Annotated in this window: 17 protein-coding genes; all 17 read right to left on the bottom strand. The window is 41.7% G+C overall.

What is annotated here, in order from left to right; all coding sequences use genetic code 11:
• Positions 1–83: 83 nt before the first annotated feature.
• The 17 genes from AC2IOM_RS02775 to AC2IOM_RS02855 are packed head-to-tail and all read right to left on the bottom strand — an operon-like array spanning position 84 to position 17,286.
• Entirely contained in the window at positions 84–4,130 is a 4,047-nt protein-coding gene (locus AC2IOM_RS02775; RefSeq protein WP_486359058.1) for a DUF6701 domain-containing protein, read from the bottom strand.
• A complete protein-coding gene (locus AC2IOM_RS02780) occupies positions 4,105–4,542 on the bottom strand; it encodes an agglutinin biogenesis protein MshP (RefSeq protein ID WP_486359059.1) in 438 nt (145 codons plus the stop codon). Before AC2IOM_RS02780 ends, AC2IOM_RS02775 begins: the two co-directional genes overlap by 26 nt.
• Positions 4,543–4,550: 8 nt before the next feature.
• Positions 4,551–5,375: a prepilin-type N-terminal cleavage/methylation domain-containing protein gene (locus AC2IOM_RS02785; RefSeq protein ID WP_486359060.1), complete on the bottom strand. Its 825-nt coding sequence runs from the start codon at positions 5,373–5,375 to the stop codon at positions 4,551–4,553.
• Positions 5,375–5,941: a type IV pilus modification PilV family protein gene (locus AC2IOM_RS02790; RefSeq protein WP_486359061.1), complete on the bottom strand. Its 567-nt coding sequence runs from the start codon at positions 5,939–5,941 to the stop codon at positions 5,375–5,377. The genes AC2IOM_RS02785 and AC2IOM_RS02790 overlap by 1 nt, the downstream gene beginning before the upstream one ends.
• Positions 5,928–6,395 (bottom strand): type II secretion system protein, encoded by a 468-nt coding sequence (locus tag AC2IOM_RS02795; protein ID WP_486359062.1) that lies wholly within the window; start codon positions 6,393–6,395, stop codon positions 5,928–5,930. Before AC2IOM_RS02795 ends, AC2IOM_RS02790 begins: the two co-directional genes overlap by 14 nt.
• A gap of 9 nt (positions 6,396–6,404) precedes the next feature.
• On the bottom strand, positions 6,405–6,944 hold the full coding sequence (locus AC2IOM_RS02800; RefSeq protein ID WP_486359063.1) for a prepilin-type N-terminal cleavage/methylation domain-containing protein: 540 nt from the start codon (positions 6,942–6,944) through the stop codon (positions 6,405–6,407).
• A gap of 26 nt (positions 6,945–6,970) precedes the next feature.
• A complete protein-coding gene (locus AC2IOM_RS02805; RefSeq protein WP_105171088.1) occupies positions 6,971–7,585 on the bottom strand; it encodes a type II secretion system protein in 615 nt (204 codons plus the stop codon).
• Between the two features lie 46 nt (positions 7,586–7,631).
• Entirely contained in the window at positions 7,632–8,108 is a 477-nt protein-coding gene (locus AC2IOM_RS02810) for a hypothetical protein (protein ID WP_486359064.1), read from the bottom strand.
• 2 nt (positions 8,109–8,110) lie between these two features.
• A complete protein-coding gene (locus tag AC2IOM_RS02815) occupies positions 8,111–9,337 on the bottom strand; it encodes a type II secretion system F family protein (protein ID WP_486359065.1) in 1,227 nt (408 codons plus the stop codon).
• 4 nt (positions 9,338–9,341) lie between these two features.
• A complete protein-coding gene (locus AC2IOM_RS02820; protein WP_105171091.1) occupies positions 9,342–11,051 on the bottom strand; it encodes a GspE/PulE family protein in 1,710 nt (569 codons plus the stop codon).
• Positions 11,041–12,207, bottom strand: coding sequence for a tetratricopeptide repeat protein (locus AC2IOM_RS02825; protein ID WP_486359066.1), 1,167 nt, complete (start codon positions 12,205–12,207; stop codon positions 11,041–11,043). Before AC2IOM_RS02825 ends, AC2IOM_RS02820 begins: the two co-directional genes overlap by 11 nt.
• Entirely contained in the window at positions 12,204–13,106 is a 903-nt protein-coding gene (locus tag AC2IOM_RS02830) for an ExeA family protein (RefSeq protein WP_054978950.1), read from the bottom strand. The genes AC2IOM_RS02825 and AC2IOM_RS02830 overlap by 4 nt, the downstream gene beginning before the upstream one ends.
• Positions 13,106–14,779, bottom strand: a complete 1,674-nt coding sequence (gene mshL, locus AC2IOM_RS02835) for a pilus (MSHA type) biogenesis protein MshL (protein ID WP_486359067.1) — start codon at positions 14,777–14,779, stop codon at positions 13,106–13,108. Before mshL ends, AC2IOM_RS02830 begins: the two co-directional genes overlap by 1 nt.
• A complete protein-coding gene (locus tag AC2IOM_RS02840; protein WP_054978952.1) occupies positions 14,763–15,095 on the bottom strand; it encodes a hypothetical protein in 333 nt (110 codons plus the stop codon). The genes mshL and AC2IOM_RS02840 overlap by 17 nt, the downstream gene beginning before the upstream one ends.
• A complete protein-coding gene (locus AC2IOM_RS02845; protein WP_486359068.1) occupies positions 15,073–15,765 on the bottom strand; it encodes a hypothetical protein in 693 nt (230 codons plus the stop codon). The genes AC2IOM_RS02840 and AC2IOM_RS02845 overlap by 23 nt, the downstream gene beginning before the upstream one ends.
• The gene (locus AC2IOM_RS02850) at positions 15,765–16,361 is read right to left on the bottom strand and encodes a PilN domain-containing protein (RefSeq protein WP_486359069.1); all 597 of its coding nucleotides are present in this window, start codon (positions 16,359–16,361) and stop codon (positions 15,765–15,767) included. Before AC2IOM_RS02850 ends, AC2IOM_RS02845 begins: the two co-directional genes overlap by 1 nt.
• A complete protein-coding gene (locus tag AC2IOM_RS02855) occupies positions 16,345–17,286 on the bottom strand; it encodes a hypothetical protein (protein ID WP_486359070.1) in 942 nt (313 codons plus the stop codon). Before AC2IOM_RS02855 ends, AC2IOM_RS02850 begins: the two co-directional genes overlap by 17 nt.
• Positions 17,287–17,372: the final 86 nt, after the last annotated feature.

Genomic DNA, 17,372 nt, shown 5'->3' on the forward strand with positions numbered 1-17,372 from the left:
GAGTCCAAAGGACCTAAAAGTATATTGCACTCCAGCATTTCATGCACTTGAAACAAAAATAGCGTTGCAACGCTCAAAAGATGTTAGTTTTCTCGCCAGTAAATTACGCGGTCATTTCCTCTAAAACGGCCAAACTGTAGCACGGCATTAGGATTATCGTTGACATCGTTATAGTTGCCATCGTTATTCCAATCAAACTGTAACCACTTTTCTGGGCTTACGTAATCAACATTATAAGTACGTTGCTCGGTTGGCGTTGGCGCAGTCAAAAATAACTCTCGACCCGATTTATAGATACCTGCGGCAAAACTATCACTCAAATCATCTTCAAGCGGTTGATTATCTTCAATCACTAAATTAGCAAAGTTATATGCGCTACAAGAATCTGACGTATTAACTACAAAGTTAGTACCATCCCAATATTCAACTTTCATTGGAATTTGTAGCGGTTCATATTCACTGCCATAGTTATTGCTAAGTGTTAACCGACCGTAGCGCATTTCCATCGGCGAAATAATTTCAACACCGCCAATTACATTAGTGTTAATAGCGCGACTATCGGCTGTACCAGCAAGTTGATTAGCATTTTGATTTAAATCGTTGAGTACTTTGCCATCCGAGTCGGTTAAACGCACTAATGGAATCACTTGCGTCATTGGAATTGACGGCGCACTATCACGCTCTAACGTGGCATTGTTTACATTTACCACATACAAACCTTGCTGCCAGTCGACACCGTCATCGGCACTCAAACTGTAACGCGGCGCAAGTTGTGTTGCCGATTTATAATTTGCAGCATCATCATTTTCAATTAAGTTTTCAATGCTCGCTTTGGCAAAATTCAACGTACTAGTTGCATGATAAGTGTAATTGTATAAGCGGTTACCTAATACATCTTGCGCTGTAATGGTGTAACTTAATTCATCAAACGGCTGGCTGTAATAGGTAAAGCTATTGCAAGCACTTGTCAGTGTTTGCTCTGTCATTTCAAATTGCGCAGGAATAAAGCGTCCTACATTGGCTTTACTGCCAGAGATAGCTCCACCATCACTATGGTTCAAGTAATTACTGCTCGAAAGGTTAGCAAGTAGCTCAATAATCCCAACTTCATTAAATTTTGCATCAGTGATCGTCGCGACACCCGAGACAAAACCATTAGCCGGCACAGCATTAGGCGATAATACACCGTCAATACCCCCTTGCGGCGCCTGTAAGTTATGCGTTAACGCAACTGTTCCTGTGATATCAGCACTTCGAAAATTACGCGTTATCGCCCCATTGGCATTGTGAGCCTCGACTTGAATATTGAAATCTTCCGACGCCATTTTAAATACAGAATCTTCCGCATCAAACGCGTTCGGATCGCCGGCTACAATGACGTTAAACCTTTCAGGACGCACCACATAATTATTACTGGTGTCGGTTAAACTCGCTCCATTAGGTGCTGATGCAAGTGCCGACAAACTAATTCTACCGGCATCAAGATAATTTAACGCCAAATTCGCTTTATAGTTATTAGTTGGATCAAAATTAACGGTTACAGGTGTGTTGTTTGTTACTGGCGTATTATTTACAGTAAACGCCATCGATGACGGGTTACTTGGTTGTACAAAATTGTTGGTAAAGTTAACTGTTTGTGGGCCACTAAAAATGTTTTCACACGCGCCTGTATTATCGTTTTTTCTTACCGCCATTAATTCCGCGCTATATGGCACACCAGATATTTGATCGCTAATGGCACTGATTTTAAATCCCGTATCCACAAATTGGGTATAACAATTAGCAAGCGACACTTCGTTTGCACCGACAAAACATCTAAACCCTGAACTTGGATTCGTTACGTTAGTGTTTAACGCGTAATTAATGGTACTTGCTTGCGTATTATTTAAGCTAATATTTGCTCGACCATTTACCGTAAATGGGTTATTTGGCGACCAACTTAACGAGCCACCACCTGAGGTGGAAAGCGATACAGTAGCTGGGTTTGGATAATAACTACTGCAAGTATCGTCAGCACATGCCTCAATTGTCATGGTTTCAGCTTCGCATGTTAACCCTGTATTATCACTTAGCGTAAGGCGATAATGGTCAACACTCGGCGCATTGTCACACGTACGTACCGTATTCATATCACTTAAAATTTCAGACTGTTGTAACGCACGTGAATAAATTCTTACTTCATCAAGCTTACCTTTAAAATAACGATCGCTGCGAATACCGCCACACTGTGTTGAAGTATTCGTGCCTACATCAACGCCAATAAAAAACTTACACGGTGAATCAGCTAATCCGTCGCTGTAGCTACGCGAGGCATCAGCAATTCCATTAATGTACATAATTTGCGAACCAGATCTGTAAACAACGGCAACATGGGTCCATTGGTTAAGCGGTATAGTTCTTGAGCTGGTAAATGAACGAGATTGCCTAGATGCATTTTGCCACCACCAAAACAATCGATTATTTGAATCTAAATGGAATTCAAAATGCTCATCTTTAGATACTAAACTTCGTAGGCCACCGCGATTTTCGGTGGGATAAACCCACGTACTTACGGTTAGTTCTTGATAATTAAAATCACCACTGTCATCAACTGATGCGTAGTTGGTTCCATCAAATTCCGCATATTCACATGTACTTTGGCTGCCTATGGTGTTTGCCGGGCCAGGCGAGCTTATTGAAAATGTGGGACTGCCCGAAGGGGTTAAATCATGGGGATCAGTTAAATTGGCGTCTAAAAAATCACCATCAAGCTGCCACCAACCATTGGCGTCACAATATTGTTCGCGCGCAGCTCCATCCCAGCCTAAGCCTTGATTTTGATTTTGATAGATAGTTTGAATTTGTGTACTACTAATCGCTTTATCAAAAATTAATAGCTCATCAACCTGACCACGCAAACGCTGGTTTACATCAAACCCACCACCTAAATTATCTTGTTCTTGCCCTAACATTAAGCGATTAATATCAAGCGCACGATCACTGTGATTTGATACACACCCCATCTGCTGACCATTAACAAAAAAGCACGAAGTTGCACCATCTCGTCGCCAAACAACATGCCGCCACGTATTATCAGAAAAATCATTAATGTTTATTCGTGACCCTGGGTTTTGTCTAATCCAAGGTTCAAACAGTTGGCTGCTAGGGTGCCACCAAATTAATTCATTTGCATTGTTGTTGTCACGTGCGCCAGAAAAAAGCACCTGACTTCCAGTAAAGCTGCTCTTTAACCACGCTGAAATAGTAAATTCCGTGCCACTTATCAAGTTTGCATTAAGGTCTATGCGCGCATTCGTAACGCTGCTATCAAAGTTAGCCGCATTGCAAATTTTTCCCTCGCTAGGTTGAAGGTTAAACGGCGTACCATGTTGATTATTTATTGATTCAACAACCTGATTATTAACCCCGCTCAACCATGAGAACTCATCAAACCGAAACTCAGCAATCGGTGATGCGTCGGGTTCAACAGCATTTGCATCACAGATCCCCGCAAAGTTATTTACGATGCTTGGGGCAGCATAACGTACTTCAGCACCATCACGAATAATGCCATACGTGCCTGCGGTAAATGCCCCGTTAAATTGCACTCCAAGATCAAGGTCAATGTAACTCGGGGAATAAAGATAGCCTCCAAACGAAATCCCCCGCGCGGTGGCAATACTTCCCTCAACATAAATAATCAAATCATCAGGATTCTCTACCTGAATACTCGATGCTATTTGTAACGACCCTTTCACAACTATTTTTGTAGGTGAGGTTACCACTAAATTCCACCCAAATAGTTGCAACGATCCTGCAAAGTAATAATCACCCGAGAGCCTACCGTCATTTGGAATACGTGTTTTTGGGTTTGTTAAATTTGGTTCTTGGATTGTTTCGGCATTTGTTCCAGATTGGGCGCACTTTGTGCCACATGCATCTGGATTATTATCAGATAAATTTGTCGTCACAATCACATTATTGCTTTGGCCCGAGACCCGGCCTCCTGAATCGATATAGGCAGTACCATTATTAAATGTTGCAATACCCGATGGAAAAACATCCTTACAGGCAGGAAGGTTTGCCCAAGCAAAGTTAGGTAGAAACACCAAAAGATAAACTAAGCTAATTAAGTGTTTTTGCTTCAACATTGATACTTCTCTGCGTTGTCCACTGGCCAGAATCACAACTTACTGTACTGGTTATCCGATACACAGTCACCGTAGAGGTTGGAGAATTTGCATCCGCCACATTATTTACCGAGCTACATGACAGCTCTACAAATTGGCAATTTTCCATATACTTAGTTGCACTAAAATGGTTTGGCGGCACATCAGCATTACATACGCCGTTTGGCGCATTCAGCGGAAACAACTGTGTGAGTTTCCATTCAACACCACTTTGCGCTGACAAAAACGCTTTAGAGCCATAGTACTCTACCGCATTTGATTGCGCGCCCCCTTCAATAACACGGGTAAGCGCTAATCCAAGTGCCAACAATACAATAGCAACAAATAACGATGTAATTAATAAACTGCCTTGCTGTTTAAGCCTTAACGTCATACATTTCTCTAGGGCACGTTTGGAATATGCACTTCATGGTTAAATACCAAGGATTCAGAACTATTAAATCCCATCGCCAGCCTTATATTAACAATAGCATTTCGCGTTAAGCTTGCGTCATTAAACTCAAAAGCTAAGTGCTCTGAAATGTATTTTGCTAATAGCTGGCCCTTCACTCCATCAAGCACATGCAAAAGCGAAGGCGTTGGCTGATTCACTTCAAAATCATAACCTTGATAATAATATAAACTATCACCTTCAACACAAAAGCTAATTGGGCTGTTATTCAATACGAACAATCGCTGCGTTGGTGAAGCAACTGCAAAGCCATTATCAAATGACCAACGCTGTGTTTTATTTGTCTCTTCTTCAACCGGGTCTGCCGATAACAAGCGAACGCGGTTATTACTCAAATCATAAATATCGGCAGGGCTTTGTGGATACAAGGTGACCCGATCATTTTCAAACGCTTTATCTTCATTATTAAACGCCACAACAATTAAATCACCTGCACTTGAGGTATCAAGCGGTGGGTTATTGACATAAATACTGCTGGCTTTAAACGGGGTAAACTCTAAACACTGAAACGCTTGACCTGAAACATTACCAGCTTGAACTCGAATCGAATTAGGTGTTGCTTGGCGTAACTCTTTACTTAACCGCAGTAAGGCAAAACGCGCTTGTGCTACCACTTCATCACGCTCTGTACCCGTTGCATAAATTTGTGCACCAAACTTTATAAACTGCATCGTGCTAATGCTTACAATACCGATAATAACAATCACAATTATCAGCTCTACCAAGCTAAAACCTGTTCGTCTAGCGCGGTTCATTAGTAATTACCTTTGTAGGCAGAAAAACCATATACATCGCCTGTTGGCGCTGTCACAGTTACCGTGATTAGTTTTAAGGTATAAAAATCGCCTGATGTATCGGCCACACCATCAGCATCATCATCGTAAACCACAGTAACCGACAGGCTAAAGCCAGGATATAGATCTTCAACTGGTTGGCCTAAGCTATTTTGTAAATCTGCGGCTTGGTAATTGCCAATAAAGTCATCTACATCGTTAAGTTTGTTACGAATACATTTTCCGTTAATATCTTTTTCTTCGGGGTCATCACAACCCAAATCACTTGGCAAAGTACATAAACTTGATGCTATACCACATTGCGTATAAGGAGGACTGCGTCGTGATTTCTCGTCAAATGAACGCCCCAAAATTTCGTTCATCATCGCCTGGCCTAGTTCATTGGCTTTAACTTGAATTACGGGATCGGCACTTTGCTTTGCCTGTGGTGCTAACAGACCGGTTACTATGGTAAGCACAATCGCCATTAACACTATGCCAAAAATCACTTCAACTAGGGTAAAGCCCTTAAGCCTATTCACATGCATAAATGCCACCTTGAGCAGAAATGCAAATATCCGCCTCGCCAAAATCGATTTTACAATTTGCGGCGCAATTTAAATTTGGTCTACCAAAATCATCAAACTCGACCTCACTAAAACTGGCATTATTTGAATCAAGGGTTTGAATACGTGTTGCTGTGCTAGTAGTTGGAATATTGACAACAAGATAGGCAAAATCGAGCGCTAAATTAGCGCAATTATTGGTCATTGCAGGTGCGATTTGAGCGCTACTAAAGCACACTTTGTGGGATAAGGTATTATTAGTATTTTGCATTGCGCGAAGTTGTATAGTGCGCAATACAGTAAGGGTTCTGTCGCGGAACTCGAAGCTATCAAAACTTTCGTTTGTAAAAAATTTAGGCACCACGGTTACCGCCAAGGTGCCTAAAATTACCAAGGTTATAATTAGCTCGACAAGACTAAAACCTTGTTGTTTCATTTAATATAGTTAACAGCCTGTTGTATCAACAAATGTTTTAGCTGCAACATATGTTGTACCATCAAGCTCAGCTTCAACATATGTCACCGCACAAAACTCAGTAGCACCACCTGGAGCGGCTGGATTTGGTGTACCATTGGCATAAAAGTACGCTACTGGCGTACCATCGGTAACTCCTGTAATGCTTGATGCCGTACCTGTTGAAAAATTAAAATCAGAATCACTATTACCGGCCACATCAACACTAACATCCATTGCTACAACAATACCGTTTGCAGATGCTTCTGGGTAACCATATTCAGTATTAATCGTCTCACCAGTATCTGCTTGAATATTTTGAGCCGTCAGCTTTTGCTCACCTGCAATCACAGATTTACCGTAAACGATTGAGCTTGCACTGTCTGCTGCACCTGCAACACCTTGAATAGTCGAAGCATTAGCATCGCCTTGTAAATCTAAAAATTTAGGTGCAGCTGTTACTGCTAAAATACCTAAAATTACAATAACGATAATTAATTCGACTAATGTAAAACCTGTTTGCTTTTTCATATTACTTACCTCTTTAAAGCCTATAATTAGTTACCAAAAACTCGCACTACGCCAGTTGCTGGAGAGTATTCAATACCACGTAAATTAGTGTCTAACGCGTTACCAGGTAAGGCTGTTAAGTCTAACGCACTAACCAAGTAATATAGGCAAGTATCACTTGCACCATCAACCGAGCCATTATTAACAAAACGCACTAAATACGTATTTTCTTCAACTGTCGCAGCGGCCGCAGATGTTGTACTTGACGGCGCACTTTGCAGTACAGAATTAAATACTGCTTGGCATTTTGCTGTATTTAACGCAGTTACTTCAGTTGAACCTGCAACTTCATTATTTGCAGCGTCTACACCTGATGTTGGGTAGCCAATATCAGGGTCAATACCGACACGCGTTGTATCATAATCAATAAAGTTGATGGTGGTGTTATTGTCAGGACGACCTAACACTTCCCATTGACCACGTACTAGGCCAACTGCAGCGGCTAAACCACCAGCAACGCCTTCAACCGTTGAGCGCTCCGCTTCTTCTTGAATATCAATAAAGCGCGGCAATGCCGTCACGGCCAATAAGCCTAAAATTATCACTACAATAATCATTTCGATTAATGTAAAACCTGTGTTCTTTGCTAGATTTTTCTTCATTTGACGCCTCGACGACTTAATTGTAACCAAAGTTTACATTTATGCTCTAACTATTGCTCACTATGCCATTTAAGAACATGTACTTAAATAGTAAAACTGAATTTTTATAGTATTTACAGCCAATTATTTGACCGTGATCTAATATTTCTACACTGTTAACATCCGATAACGCAATCGACTGTAAGTTTTCGAACAAGCCATCACATTGCGCTTTGGGTGATGTAACTACGTGGGTTACAAATCCATTACGGTTAACACGAGCTTTTAACACCCCTTCGCTACTTAGCGATGACTGTGCGACCAACGACATTTCAACTTCGCTTTGCTTATCTCGCATCCATTGATGCCTAATATGATTGATGCTAGTTACAAACTCATCTTTAGATTTTTTTGCAACAACTTGTTCTACCTCATCATATAAGCCTAGCATTTTTCCTGCCAACACCCAGTAAAGCAGACAAAAAACAATCAGTATGATAATAAAGCGATATAACCCTGTGCTAGATTCCTGCGTATCTGCCACATTTATCGTCCTTTAATTGCCGACATCATATCCCACATTGGCGTAAAGATACCTAAGGCTAAAACAAGCACCATACCGGCCACAATTGAAATTAAAATTGGCTCAATTTTGGCGGTTAAACTCTTTAAATCAAAATCCACTTCACGCTCGTAAAATTCCGCGGCTTCTTGCAATAATTCTTCGACTCGCCCGGTTTCTTCACCTACAGCAACCATTTGCAATACCAATTGAGTAAACAGTTCGCTGTTTTTCGATGCACGCAGTAAACTTTCACCTTTTTCAATACTGCGTCGCATATCAATTACTTTCTCTTCCATAAAGGCATTATCAATCGCTTCTGCGACAAGTGAAAGGCCTGTCGTCATAGGCACGCCTGCGCGCAAAATCATAGCGAATGAACGGCTATAGCGCGCCAGTAATGAGCGCTCGATAATACCGCCCACAATGGGAATTCTAAGCTTTACTCTGTCCCATTTCAGCCTACCTACAGATGTTTTTAGATAACTTCTAACGCCTATAAAAGCACCTAAAATACCAAGTAAAAGCACATGCCAATACGTTACAAAAAAGTTAGATGTGCCAATTAAAATTCGCGTCATTAATGGCAGCTCAGCATTAAACTTGGCAAACATCTCAGCAAAGGTTGGAATAACGAAAATATTTAGAATAAACATCGCAATTGCCAACGCAATAACCACAAACGTTGGATAGCGCATAGCTGCTTTAATGCGTTTACGAGTTTCGTGCTCTTGTTCAAAATACGTCGCAAGTTGCAAAAATGCATCTTCTAACTTACCCGTGCTTTCACCCACTACCACTATCGATACCATTAAACGGTTAAATATCTTTTTGTGACTGGCAAATGCCGCAGATAAATTGCGACCTTGTTCAAGTTGCTTTGCGACATCGAGTAAGGCATCGCGAAAAACGGGGTGTGTAGTGGTTTCAGCAAGCCCAACAATTGCCCGAATAATCGGAATACCCGCTTTCATTAACGAGTACATTTGCCTTGAAAAAACAATCAACTCATCAAGGGTTACTTTAGGCTGGAAAAACGCCATTATCGGCGAGTTTTCACCCTCTTTTTCACCAGTGCTAGGTTTAATAGACAGCGGTATTAACCCACGTCTCAATAGTACATCTGCAGCCGCATTATCATCATGCGCCTCAAGCTCACCGTTAACCGGTTTGCCCTGTTTATCTTTTGCTTGATAGGCAAAAAACGGCATCAGTTTAACCTACTAACTCAGGCAAACTTTCAGCCACTCTAAACACCTCTTCAAGTGAGGTAATGCCTTGGCTTGCATAATCCAATGCCATCACTGATAAAGGTTCAAACTCTGGGTTTGCGCGTGCCGCTTCTGAGAATGCTTGTGTATCAGCTAAACGCAGTGCATCCATCATAGGTTCGTTCATTTCGAGTAATTCGAACACACCAATCCGGCCACGATAGCCAGTTTGGTTACAACTGTTACAGCCTTTGCCTAACTTAAACTGAGCACCGCTAAAGCGAGGATTGATATGATTTACCCAAGCAAGTTCTTGTGCATCAGGCGTGTAATCGCTAGCACATTTATCACATACACGACGCACAAGGCGCTGCGCTAAAATCGCACGCAAAGAGCTTGCTACCAAATAGCTCGGCGCTCCCATATCGATTAAACGCATGGCGCTGGTAATCGCATCATTGGTGTGCAATGTTGATAACACTAAGTGACCGGTTAACGCACCGCGCAAACCGATTTCAACCGTTTCTTGGTCACGCATCTCACCTACCATCAAAATATCAGGGTCTTGACGAAGTGTGGTACGTAATACAGATGCAAAACTTAGCCCAATTTTACTGTTTACCTGAACTTGGTTAATGCGTGGTAATCGATATTCCACAGGATCTTCAACGGTAATGATTTTTTTGCTTGATTGGTTTAACTCACTTAATGCACCGTAAAGTGTTGTGGTTTTACCCGAGCCCGTTGGTCCTGTAACCAAAATCATGCCGTGCGGTCGCTTTAGCGCAGTACGCATTTTATTGAGCACTTTTAAAGGCATACCGGTTTCATCTAACGTTAATAGGCCCGCCGACTGATCGAGCAAACGCATTACCACTGACTCACCATGCTGCACCGGCATGGTTGAAACACGCACATCAATATTGTGACCCTTGATGGTGATATTAAAGCGACCATCTTGCGGTAAACGCTTCTCTGAAATATCAAGGCCCGACATTAACTTAAGGCGCAGCACCAATGCCGCTGAAATAGCCACTTGATCAAGGGTGTTTTCATGCAAAATGCCATCTATGCGCTGACGAATGCGTAAAATGCCTTCATCAGGTTCAATATGAATATCCGACGCACGCATTTGCACCGCATCTTCAAAAATCGACTGCAGTAATTTTACAACCGTGGCATCTGAGGTGTTTTCGTCTAGCGCATTAAGCTCAAACTCTTCGGTCTCTTGATACTCTTCTTGCAGCTGTGATGCAAAGCTTTCTATGTCTTGGGTACGGCGATATAAATTATCGAATGCATTAAGAATTTGCTGCTCTTGTGCAACAACGATTTCAATTTGTTTTGGCGCAATAATAGGTGCCAGCTGATCTAAACTCGATAAATCAGCCGGATCGCTCATAGCAATTTGAATAGACTCACCAAGGTCTGCTAAAGCCAGCGCTCTAAAACGACGAGCGTAAACTTCAGGGATCAGTTTAACCACTTTTGGATCGAGCTTTTCATTGTCTAAGTTTACAAACGCAACATTAAGTTGCTGCGCTAAAAAACGCAGTAACTGAGTTTCTTCAATCACTTGCTGCTCAATCAATGTAGCACCGAGCTTTCGCCCCGTTATTTTTTGTGCTTGAAGCGCATCGTTGAGTTGTTGTTCCGAGATGATATGTTCATGAACCAACAAATCACCTAATCGCATTTTTAACCTAGGACGCATCGAGTCGACCTCTTATAAACTGTAAACGCTCAACAGCATAACGCTGTGATGCAGGCGACAAATTGCCAATTTGCGTCGCTGTTGTGTAATATTGCATCGCATTTTGCCACTGTTGTAAAAATTCAGCGGAACGCGCCATTGCTAACCACCACTTACCTTGCTCAGGCTGCGATAGCGTTAATTTTTTAAAACTGCGCAAAGCCACTTCGTGTTGCTTTAACTGCTGAGCAGCTAAGCCTTTTAATATCCAAAAATCGTTATCACCTTGGCTTTCGTAGCGCTGCGGCAATACACTCAGTACTTCGTTATATTGTTTGTTATCCGCGTAAATGCGCGCCAGTAGAGTGCGCCACTCCATACTGTCGGGTTTTAAACTTAAACCTTGCTCAAGTACATTACTGGCTTTCACAGTTTCTTGACGGCCATAAAACGCTGCGGCCAATAAGCTACGACACTCAATATGTTCATTAAGTACCGCAATACATTGCTCTAACGCGGCAATTGCCTCACTCACCAAACCAAATGTGAAGGCTTTTTTTCCGGCTTGAAAATGTTCACTTGCCTGTTGCGTTGCTGTTATCTTAGTAACTTGCTTCATCGTCGCTTGACGTTCAGATGGCTGCGCTTTTTCACGCTCTACAAGCTGAACGGGTGGTGTTTCCTCTTCAGCAGGCACCACTTTTTGTGACGCTACGCGGGGAGCTTGTGTGGCAGTTGTATCATTACCCATCTCGATAGTTTGCGTTACTTGCTCTGCTTGCGGTAATGATTGAGCTGTTAGCGATTTAGATTGCTCAGCTACTTGCTCATTTCTTTGTTGATTTGCTTGTTCATTTTCCTGTTCAAGCATGCGATTTGGCGTTTCGCTTATAGGCTCACTTACAGCTGGTTTTTCGTTGCTAGCAGTAACCATTGGAATACTTTCAGCAGCATTTGGCGATTTTACAAAAAAATGCTGAACCAGATCTTTTTTATAAACCACATAACCAACGAGCGACAATGCCACCACAGCTAACACTGGAATTGCTAACTTATGCAGCTTTTCGCCGATATCTGAAATTGGAGTTACATTTACGGTTTGTTCTCGCTCTGCGCTCGATGCGGCTTCGGTTTGTCTTTGCTCTAACCCCTTGAGCGTTTTATTCAGTACACTCATAGTTGTTCCTTAACAATTAACCATGTCGCCGTACCTATTACTAACAACAAAGCTAAGTACATTGGCCAAATACGTGAGCGGCTTAAGCGGCAATCTTCTGTGTCTTGTGCGGCACTGTACACATAACCTACTTTGGCTTTTTGTGTACCCTCACCATAGCCTTGAATAAGCACTTTATGACTTAACAAATTAACCAAACGTGGAATACCGCGACTCGCTTTTGCAATAAGCAAACACACTTTATTAGAAAAAAGCTCCTTCGCCTGCTCGGCTCCCGCAACTTCTAAGCGATGTCGAATATAATAAGCCACTTCAGCATTGGTCATAGCGCGTAAGGTATATGAAAAGCTAATACGCTGTCGTAACTGACGCACTTTTTGATTCGCTAAACGGCTATCGAGCTCAGGCTGGCCAAATAACACAACCTGAATCAATTTGCGTGTTTCGGTTTCTAAATTAGTAAATAGCCGCACCGCTTCCAACGCATCCCAACTTAAGCACTGCGCTTCATCAATAATCAAAACAACGCGTTTGCCTTGATGATTTAATGCTAACAGCTGGTCTTGAATTTTCTGGCTAAGCGATTGCTGATCTAAATCGCTGCTAATATCAATTTGTAATTCGTTGGCAATCGCATAACGCAGCTCATCAGGGCTTAAATACGAATTGGCGATATACGCTACTATGGTTGAATCATCAAAGCTGTTGAGCAACTTTCGACATAACAATGTTTTTCCGGTACCTACTTCACCCGTAACTTTAATAAAGCCCTCACCCATATTGAGTGCGGTAATCAGTACATCCATGGCTTCATTGTGAGGAGCTAACGCGCAATAAAACTGCGTATTAGGCGTTAGCGAAAACGGTAACTCGGTCAAACCGAAGTGCGATAAATACATTACTTACCGTACCAAGAATTCAACAATTTAAGGCTACGTTGCTGCTGTTGTTGCCATGTATCCGCCATCACCACGGTTGGGCGAATAAGAATGACAAGCTCTTTTTTATTTTGCACGCGACGCACGCTTTTGAATAGATTTCCTAAAATCGGCATATCGCCTAAAACTGGCGTTTTCGATTCTTGATCTGTGGTTAAAGTTTGCATTAGGCCACCAATAATCACTATTTCGCCACTGCCTGCGCGGATCACGGTATCGGATTCACGAATGTTACTTTGCGCTAGCGGTAAAACGTAGTCTTGGTCGTTTAGTGTCACAACTTTGTTTTGCTCTTCGGTCTCAGTCACCGATGGGTGAACATGTAAAATAACCGAGCCAAACTCATCAATTTGCGGTGTTACATCAAGTGCAATACCTGAGAAAAACGGCGTTAGTTCAATTTCTGGTGACGTGGTTGTTGCATTGCCCGTTACCGTAGTGCTCGACACTTCTGTAACAAAATACTCGTCTTCACCCACTTTAATCACTGCTTTTTGATTATTCGTTGCAGTTACACGTGGGTTAGAGAGCATTTGCACATCGCCCTGTGTCTCAAGCAAGTTAATCACACCGCTGAAATCAGCATTTTTAAAGACTAAGTTAGTCACACCACCTAATTGAGATGAAATAGTATTGCCAACTTGCGCCGCAGCTGTGGTTGAGAAAGTTAAATCAGTCGCACCAATATGACCTAACACTTCTGACCAATTCACCCCTTGCTGATATTCATCGTTTAAGGTTACTTCAATAATTTTAGCTTCAAGCACAACTTGGCGCTGCAAGCTGTCTTCGCTGGCTTTTAAAAACTCTTTTAGCGCTGCAATTTCACTTGGTAATGCGTTGACAGTCACTAAACTTGCTTGTGGACTAACAATAACAAAACGGCCATTGCCCTTACCAATTAAAGATTCCATCGCCAACTTCAGATCTTTCCAAAAGTCAGTTTCACTACTGGTTTGAATGCTTGCACCGTTAATTTGCATATTGGAGCCACCACCAAAGGTGTTATTACCACCCATATTTTGGTTGTTGCTCGAATTATTGCTGCCTGAATTACCATTACCGCCTGAGCCGCCTTGATCAAACTGGCTCACGCCACCAGCAACAACGCTTACCGTAGATAAACCGCTGCGCTTCATCATTAAATAGTTTACCGGTATTGACTCTGTACGCATTTTTGCTGGCAATACTTGCACTACTTTGCCTTCACGAAATACATCAATGCCGTATAAACGCGATACAATTTTTGTCACTTCATCCATAGTGACGTCTTTTAAAGTAAGTGAAATTTCACCTTCCACCTCTGGGTGTAAAGCAACACTATACGGCGTATCGGCTACCAATCCCGCGAAGAATTCATTAATAGACACTTTATTGGCATTTACATCAAAGCGCGTCATTTCAAACTCTTTCGGTAATGAAACACTGGTTCCTACAGAAGCTAGTAACTCTTCTTCAAAACCTTCTGGCGCTTGTTCGGTAGGTAACTGCTCGTTTGCAGTATTTTGTGGTTTCGCATTGAGTTCTTGTTGAATATGCGGCTTTAGTGTTGGTTCTGACGTAAGCTCACAACCAGACACCATTAACGCTGAAACTGCCAGCCAACTTTTTAGAATGTTATTTTTTAATTTCATGCTGATAAAGTCTCAATACCTTGTTAGTTTGACCTTGCTCTAGTGTCACCGAGTCCGGTGTTATTTTTATCACTTTATAGCCTTGAACTTGGTCGCCAATTCTTACCATTTGCCCAGCAACAACCGCAAGGTTGCCTGAATCTTTTACAAACACCGATTGCAGCACCAGTGCGTTATCTGCTTGTGTACTGTTAGCAACCACACTACTCGCTTCGTGTGTTTTTGGTCGTGTTGGATCTTGCAGGCTTTTTGCCGACAGCGAAAAGCCACAACACATGCAGATTAAAATAAGGTTATAACGCAATAAATTTATCATTCGCACTTACAGTAGCAATGGTTAATGTCAATTTACCTGTCGGATACTCGTCCACTTGGTAATCAAATTCTTGAATAAATAACTTTTCTTCAATCTTCTTAATTTGTTTTAAATAACTTAATAGCGCGAAATATTCACCCTCTAGCTCTATCAACATAGTGTGTTGATAAAACGCGACTTCTCGCGGCGCTAGAGGTTCTTCCCCCTGAGGGTCTTGTGCCGTAGCAGAAGTGCTTGAAGTGACATAAATCGCTTCTACTGGATTTATTTTAAAACGCGAAAGTTGAATATTTTTATGCTTACGCAGAATTTTTTGCAATACCAATGCCATATCTTCAGGCGAGATGTAGGTAAGACTAAAATCAGCCAGTTGCTGATTAATTTGCTGCAATTCACTTTCAAGAGATTGCTCTTGTTGCAATAACTCTTGCACATAACTTTTGTTCAGCGCATCTTTCAGCACCACTAATTGTCGCTCGCTGTTTTGCTGTTGATTAGTTAAATTAGTAATTCGCTGCTGATTGTTTGAATATGCAGTTTGCAGCGGCGAAATTACAAACCAAATGGTTAAGTAACCAATCAAAAACAAGCCAACTAAAAATACCGATAACTTTTCACGTTGCTCTAGCGTGCTGAGTTTTTCTGACCACTGCTGCCAAGTATCCTTCATTATTGCACTCCTTGGCCGCTATATTGGGTGGCAATTTGAAACTCAACACCGGTTTCTTGCTTATCAAATTCAAGTAACGAGAAGGTTTTTGCCTCAAAATATTCTGAGCGCTTCAGGCCATTCAACCATTCTGGAATAGCGGAGCCATGTGTCGCCTCGCCAACTAATTGAATATCGTTACCAACAAAATGGAACGATTTGAGCCATATTTCGTTGTGCGTATTACTGGCTAAATCAACCATCACTTGTGCGTAGTCAAATTCAGCTTGCTTTGATTTCGCTTGCATAAATTGTAGTAACTTTTGCATTTCAAGCATGTCGTGTTTTTTCTTATCTATGCGGCGTAATACTGGCGATTTATCTTGTTTTCGTTCTAATTCACGTTGCACTTGGGTTAGCTCAGCTTTAGTGCGGTCTAATTTGCTTTGTAGCGATAACAGCTGTTGTTTCGATGTATGTTCAAAGCGCGCAAATAATGCACTAACAAGCACCAACACAATAATTAGAGCCCCCCAGCACATCACAATATTATTAAGCGTAAAAAACTCACGCTTCGGCTTTAGCTCATCTAAGTATAAGTTAATGCGAGTCTTCATTGTCACCTCGCAAGTCCTGAGATAATGCCGCCGCAATCGCTAGCTGCACTTCAGTGTTTTGCTGTAAACAGAGTGCTAAGCGTGGTTCAAACGCGAGTACTTTTGCTGGAAAAAACTGACTCAACTCTTGCGCTATGCCGTTAATTTCAAAATTTGGAATTGCCAACTGCAAACTTTTGATTGGAGGTTGCTTTAGCTGGCTTTCAAAATAATCGAGTGAGCGCTGTAATTCCAACCCTAGTGCATCAAGTAGCCCGAGTTTCAATTGATTTAATGGTTGCTCAGCCAGTGGAATTAAGCCACGCAGCTTACGCGATAACAATAGCTCGCCATCACGAATAATATGAATGCTTGGCTCGTTGCCGAATTGCTGCGAAACCAACATATGCGCAGCGTTATCTTGCGTCACTAAATCGCAAAACATCATTTCTTGGGTAGTAATGGTTTGTAGGCCAATATCGTTGTCGTTAATTAATTTAAGCATTGGCATTAACAAGGTGCGGCTTGTTACCACCACATTAATTTTATTTTGCCCACCTTGTTTTAACGATGCGTCATAATAATCCGCAATAATATCGGAAGGTTCTAAGCTTACTAATTCTTTAATCGTCCAAGGTAACGATGTCACGATATCTTGTTCTGGTAAGTTGGGCTTTTCAATTTGCACCCATTGATATGCGCTTTCGGGCATAACTAAACACGCTTGTGCACCCGCGGGAAGTTTCGCTAACACTCGATTAAATGCTGGTAGTTTTTCCGTTTCACTTTGAAACGCTTCAACTACCGTATGCTTAATTTCGAAACTATCTGAAACGCGATGCAGAATAACAGATACAACTTTATCGCTCGCAATATAGATGCCAGCTAACAGTGAGCCATCATTATTCTTGTTAAACCACGGAATTCGAGCCAATAAATTCTTCATATTTGTTATTATTTAATATGTTATCTATCAAACGCGCTATTGCTCTTAGTGTAGCAAGCAAACCAACCTAAGCAAGGAGTTTCGTG

Source organism: Pseudoalteromonas sp. NS-SX12, assembly GCF_057367955.1.

Excerpts from the sequence above, each read along its gene's own strand:
- AC2IOM_RS02775 (WP_486359058.1), bottom strand. The coding sequence starts at position 4,130 with ATGTTGAAGCAAAAACACTTAATTAGCTTAGTTTATCTTTTGGTGTTT.
- AC2IOM_RS02780 (WP_486359059.1), bottom strand. The coding sequence starts at position 4,542 with ATGACGTTAAGGCTTAAACAGCAAGGCAGTTTATTAATTACATCGTTA.
- AC2IOM_RS02785 (WP_486359060.1), bottom strand. The coding sequence starts at position 5,375 with ATGAACCGCGCTAGACGAACAGGTTTTAGCTTGGTAGAGCTGATAATT.
- AC2IOM_RS02790 (WP_486359061.1), bottom strand. The coding sequence starts at position 5,941 with ATGCATGTGAATAGGCTTAAGGGCTTTACCCTAGTTGAAGTGATTTTT.
- AC2IOM_RS02795 (WP_486359062.1), bottom strand. The coding sequence starts at position 6,395 with ATGAAACAACAAGGTTTTAGTCTTGTCGAGCTAATTATAACCTTGGTA.
- AC2IOM_RS02800 (WP_486359063.1), bottom strand. The coding sequence starts at position 6,944 with ATGAAAAAGCAAACAGGTTTTACATTAGTCGAATTAATTATCGTTATT.
- AC2IOM_RS02805 (WP_105171088.1), bottom strand. The coding sequence starts at position 7,585 with ATGAAGAAAAATCTAGCAAAGAACACAGGTTTTACATTAATCGAAATG.
- AC2IOM_RS02815 (WP_486359065.1), bottom strand. The coding sequence starts at position 9,337 with ATGCCGTTTTTTGCCTATCAAGCAAAAGATAAACAGGGCAAACCGGTT.
- AC2IOM_RS02820 (WP_105171091.1), bottom strand. The coding sequence starts at position 11,051 with ATGCGTCCTAGGTTAAAAATGCGATTAGGTGATTTGTTGGTTCATGAA.
- AC2IOM_RS02825 (WP_486359066.1), bottom strand. The coding sequence starts at position 12,207 with ATGAGTGTACTGAATAAAACGCTCAAGGGGTTAGAGCAAAGACAAACC.
- AC2IOM_RS02830 (WP_054978950.1), bottom strand. The coding sequence starts at position 13,106 with ATGTATTTATCGCACTTCGGTTTGACCGAGTTACCGTTTTCGCTAACG.
- mshL (WP_486359067.1), bottom strand. The coding sequence starts at position 14,779 with ATGAAATTAAAAAATAACATTCTAAAAAGTTGGCTGGCAGTTTCAGCG.
- AC2IOM_RS02840 (WP_054978952.1), bottom strand. The coding sequence starts at position 15,095 with ATGATAAATTTATTGCGTTATAACCTTATTTTAATCTGCATGTGTTGT.
- AC2IOM_RS02845 (WP_486359068.1), bottom strand. The coding sequence starts at position 15,765 with ATGAAGGATACTTGGCAGCAGTGGTCAGAAAAACTCAGCACGCTAGAG.
- AC2IOM_RS02850 (WP_486359069.1), bottom strand. The coding sequence starts at position 16,361 with ATGAAGACTCGCATTAACTTATACTTAGATGAGCTAAAGCCGAAGCGT.
- AC2IOM_RS02855 (WP_486359070.1), bottom strand. The coding sequence starts at position 17,286 with ATGAAGAATTTATTGGCTCGAATTCCGTGGTTTAACAAGAATAATGAT.